Below are 4,985 nucleotides of genomic sequence, written 5' to 3'. Positions count from 1 at the left end.
TCCTAATTCGGTAGCTGGAGCGTTAGCAGGGGTTTGCGTGAACGGGGAGCAGCCGAACTGCAAGCAATTGGCGCAGGTGCCTTGAATCAGGCGATTAAAGCCGTTGCCATTGCACGGGGATTCGTTGCGCCAAGTGGTGTGGATCTGATTTGTGTTCCCGCTTTCACGGATATTGTCATCGATGGAGAAGATCGGACTGCAATCAAACTGATAGTTGAACCCAGATAATATACGTCGACAGTGGTGCGTAAGTAACGAATTTTTTCAGCCTGTTTACAACGTAAGCAGGTTTTTTGCTTTGTTCTACCTCGGGAGCAGATGGGTTAGAGATGAGATGCAATGGGACAAGCGCAGCTTGGTAACTAGAACTAGAACATATACAGCTGCCTTCACCGGATTACGAATAAAGAAGCTAAGAAGGAGACGTAGAATTATGAGACAACGGATTATTGATTTTCATTGTGATGTTCTGTACAAGATGCTGTATGAAGGCAAGTTGGATTTTATGAGCAAGGATGCATTAGATATTACGCTGCCGCGCATGCAGGCCGGTCAGGTAGGCATGCAAGTATTTGCGGTATTTCTGGAAGAAGCATTAATTAGCGGTCAGCCGCAATTTTCTCAAATCTTGCGCTGTATTGACCTGCTGCGTGAACGGATATGCTCGCTGCCTGATGTGTCCCTCATTCGATGGCGTGAAGATGTAGAGCATTGGGAGCGTTCGCCACAGTTAACGGGTGCTCTGCTTTCTATAGAAGGCGCTGATGGGTTGGAAGGCGACATGGTGTATGTGCGGACTGCATATGAGCTTGGGGTTCGCTTTCTAGGCTTGACATGGAATCATTCGAACTGGGCTGTGGACGGAACAATGGAGCCAAGGCAGGCTGGGTTTACGAACAAAGGGCGGCAGCTTATTCGCGAATGCGACAAGCTGGGGATACTCGTTGATGTATCCCATTTGAATGAAAGAGCATTCTGGGAACTGCTAGAGCTTACTGAGCGGCCAGTATTCGCATCCCATTCCAATTCGTCACATGTGCGTAAGCACCCTAGAAATCTAAGTGATGAACAGATCAAAGCCATTATCGATCGGAATGGTAGAATCGGAATCACCTTTGTACCTGCCTTTATTGCAGATAGCCAGCAAGTGACTATTGAGCATCTGCTTCGCCATATTGAACGGATCTGCGAGCTCGGCGGTGAACAGCATATTATGTTCGGCTCGGACTTCGATGGCATTGATGACAAAGTACAAGGTCTGGAGCATGCTGGACAGTACGGAAATTTGCTGGAAACAATAGAGCGTAGATATTCGTCGGAATTTGTCAATCGAATTGCTCATAGCAATGCTTTGCAATTTCTGAAGACGAACCTTCCTGCCCGAGAAGGATAATTGTCCATTCATCTCATGAAGGTATCATATCCATCGAATCTTGCTATCGTGGACATCGGCGAAAACGCTTGCTTTTTCCAACCTCTGCACATAGAATGAGAGTGACTCAACCAATACAATATTTTACTTGTTACAATTTAGCGAACTTTGGTGGCATCCGTCGTGATGCATATGCGAGTCACCTTTCAAAAGGAGTGGGCGAGCTTGATTAGTCAATTGTCTTGGAAAATCGGGGGTCAGCAAGGGGAAGGCGTAGAAAGTACGGACCGTATTTTCTCGACGGCATTGAATCGTCTTGGATACTATTTATATGGGTACCGTCATTTTTCTTCTCGTATTAAGGGTGGTCATACGAACAACAAGATTCGAATCAGCACGAAGCCAATTCGCGCAATTTCGGACGACTTGGACATTTTGGTTGCATTCGATCAGGAATCCATTGATTTGAACGTTGGTGAACTTCGTCCAGGCGGCGTTATCGTCGCAGATGCCAAGTTCAATCCATCCGTTCCAGAAGGTGTGGATGCACGTCTCTTCGCGGTTCCTTTCACATCGATTGCTGAGGAACTCGGTGCTTCCCTCATGAAGAACATGGTTGCTTCGGGCGCATCTTGGGCATTGCTTGGATTGCCGCTGGAAGTCTTCAACAAAGCTCTTGAAGAGGAATTCAGCCGTAAGGGTCCAGCAGTTGTGGAGAAGAACGTTGAAGCTGCACGTAGAGGTGCGGAGTTCGTACTGGAGCAAGCAGGCGGTCCGCTTGACGATTTCAAGCTGGAGCCGGCTGACGGCAAACAGAAGCTGTTCATGATTGGTAACGATGCAATTGGCTTGGGTGCGGTAGCGGCAGGATGCCGTCTGATGGCAGCATATCCGATTACGCCTGCATCCGAGATTATGGAATATTTGATTAAGCGTCTGCCGAAGTTCGGCGGCACGGTTATTCAGACAGAGGATGAGATTGCGGCAGTTACGATGGCGATTGGCGCCAACTATGGAGGCGTACGTGCACTGACTGCATCCGCAGGTCCTGGTCTTTCCCTGAAGACGGAAGCAATCGGTCTTGCCGGCATGACGGAGACTCCGATTGTTATCGTGAATACACAGCGCGGCGGTCCAAGTACTGGACTTCCGACGAAGCAGGAACAAAGCGATATGAACGCGATGATCTACGGAACACATGGTGAGATTCCGAAGATTGTAATCGCGCCAAGTTCAATAGAAGAGTGCTTCTTCGATACAGTAGAGGCATTCAACCTGGCTGAGCAGTACCAATGTCCGGTTATCGTCTTGACGGATTTGCAGTTGTCTCTCGGTAAGCAAACTTGTGAGATGCTTGATTATGAGCAAATTACAATCGATCGCGGTAAGCTGATGAGCGACGTTCCTCCATTAGAGGCAAATCAACAGTTTAAGCGCTATGAACTTACAGAAGACGGAATTTCTCCACGTGTTGTTCCGGGGGAGAAAGGCGGACTTCATCACGTAACTGGCGTTGAGCACGACGAGATCGGCAGACCGTCTGAGAGTGCAGTGAACCGCAAGAAGATGATGGACAAACGGTTGAACAAACTGAATGGGCTGCAGGTGACGAATGCGATTCATGCAGATGTGCCGCATGAAGAACCAGATTTACTTATCGTAGGCATGGGCTCTACTGGCGGTACGATAGATGAAGCACGCAGACACTTGGAAGCGGATGGGGTAAAGACCAACCATATTACGGTGCGTCAAATCTATCCATTCCCAACAGAGCTGTTCACACCGCATGCGCAGAAGGCGAAGCAAATCGTCGTTGTTGAGAACAATGCTACCGGCCAGCTGGCTGATCAAGTAAAATTGAACGTTGGATTCGGAGAGAAGCTTCGCCGAATTAATAAATATGATGGAACTCCGTTCCTGCCTTTGGAATTGTACAAACAAAGCAAGGAGTTGGTCTAGTATGGCAACGTTCAAAGAGTTTCGCAACAATGTGAAGCCGAACTGGTGCCCTGGCTGCGGCGACTTCTCAATTCAGGCAGCCATTCAACGCGCGGCAGCCAACGTCGGTCTGGAACCTGAGAATTTGGCTGTTGTATCCGGGATTGGATGTTCTGGTCGGATTTCCGGTTATATCAATGCATATGGCTTCCACAGCATTCACGGCCGTGCGCTGCCAATTGCACAAGGGTTGAAGCTAGCTAACCGTGACCTGACTGTTATTGCATCTGGTGGGGATGGAGACGGCTTCGCAATCGGGATGGGACATACCGTACATGCGATTCGCCGGAACATCAACGTTACGTATATCGTCATGGATAACCAAATCTATGGATTGACGAAAGGTCAGACTTCGCCACGTAGTGCGGTTGGGTTCAAGACGAAGAGTACACCAGATGGCGCAATCGAGAACACATTAAGCCCGCTTGAGATTGCACTATCTGCGGGAGCTACCTTCGTAGCACAATCGTTCTCTAGTGATCTGAAGCAGTTGACTTCTCTGATTGAGGAAGGCATTAAGCACGAAGGCTTCTCTTTAATCAACGTATTCAGTCCTTGCGTAACATTCAACAAGATCAATACGTATGACTGGTTCAAGGAAAACATCATCAATCTGGAATCCGTAGAAGGCTATGATCCGTCCAACCGGATCGCAGCAATGACGAAGTTAATGGAAACAGATGGAATGATAACAGGTCTTATCTATCAAGATAAATCGAAGAAGAGCTACGAGAATCTTGTATCTGGATTCCGCGATGAACCGTTAGCGAAGCAAAATATTCGCCTTTCTTCTGAAGAATTTGACAAATTGGTGGCAGAATTCAAATAATTGTTGAAAAGGCATGCGTCTTTAGGCGCATGCCTTGTTGCATTTCGTAGTATAATATGATTTGGTACTAGCTAGAGAGAACACATACGTGAGGTGGAAGAGAAATGAAAAACGTACCTGTCGGCGTATCCGCTCGCCATATTCATTTGACTCAAGAACATATCGAGATTTTGTTCGGTAAAGGTTATCAATTGACGGAGTTCAAGCCATTGTCCCAACCAGGACAATTTGCTGCGAACGAAACAGTTGAAGTTGTTGGCTCCAAAGGATCCTTCAATAAAGTTCGTATTTTGGGACCAGCACGTCCTGCATCCCAATTGGAAATTTCCCGCACTGACTCCTTCGCAATTGGTGTAAAAGCACCTGTTCGCGAATCTGGAGATATCGAAGGTACACCAGGCGTTCTTGTAAAAGGACCTGCTGGTGAAGTTGAAATGCAAGACGGCGTTATCGTAGCTGCTCGTCACATTCACTTCCATACTTCTGATGCAGAAAAATGGGGGATTCAAGACAAGCAAAAGCTTCGCGTACGTGTAGGTGGAGAGCGCGGTGTTGTATTTGAACACGTGGTTGCACGCGTATCTGAGAAGTTTGCATTGGACATGCATATCGACACAGACGAGGCGAATGCTTCTGGCGTGAAAAACGGCGATACTGCTGAGATCATTGATTAATTATTGAATCATACTTTCGAAATGAAAGGTGCAGTCCTTATAGGGCTGCGCCTTTTTTGCATGGAGTCTCTTCTTCGTTCGTACAGGAGCCCATACTGGAGAGTTAGCAGTT

Annotated in this window: 4 protein-coding genes and 1 pseudogene; all 5 read left to right on the top strand. The window is 47.5% G+C overall.

The window, feature by feature from the left end; genetic code table 11:
- Nucleotides 1–228 (top strand): annotated as a pseudogene (locus tag AZ66_RS26855) (stage V sporulation protein S); the annotation flags it as partial.
- A 205-nt stretch (nucleotides 229–433) separates the two neighbouring features.
- Nucleotides 434–1,393, top strand: coding sequence for a dipeptidase (locus AZ66_RS26850; protein WP_044357685.1), 960 nt, complete (start codon nucleotides 434–436; stop codon nucleotides 1,391–1,393).
- A 204-nt stretch (nucleotides 1,394–1,597) separates the two neighbouring features.
- Nucleotides 1,598–3,331, top strand: coding sequence for a 2-oxoacid:acceptor oxidoreductase subunit alpha (locus tag AZ66_RS26845; RefSeq protein ID WP_044357684.1), 1,734 nt, complete (start codon nucleotides 1,598–1,600; stop codon nucleotides 3,329–3,331).
- 1 nt (nucleotide 3,332) lies between these two features.
- On the top strand, nucleotides 3,333–4,199 hold the full coding sequence (locus AZ66_RS26840) for a 2-oxoacid:ferredoxin oxidoreductase subunit beta (protein ID WP_021256474.1): 867 nt from the start codon (nucleotides 3,333–3,335) through the stop codon (nucleotides 4,197–4,199).
- Between the two features lie 104 nt (nucleotides 4,200–4,303).
- Nucleotides 4,304–4,873: a phosphate propanoyltransferase gene (pduL, locus tag AZ66_RS26835; protein WP_021262400.1), complete on the top strand. Its 570-nt coding sequence runs from the start codon at nucleotides 4,304–4,306 to the stop codon at nucleotides 4,871–4,873.
- Nucleotides 4,874–4,985: the final 112 nt, after the last annotated feature.

Origin of the sequence: Paenibacillus sp. E194, from assembly GCF_000935845.1 — a bacterium.
Lineage (GTDB): Bacteria > Bacillota > Bacilli > Paenibacillales > Paenibacillaceae > Paenibacillus_B > Paenibacillus_B alvei_B.
Note: the sequence above shows the minus strand (reverse complement) of the source record. Positions and strands in the feature narration are given on the sequence as shown.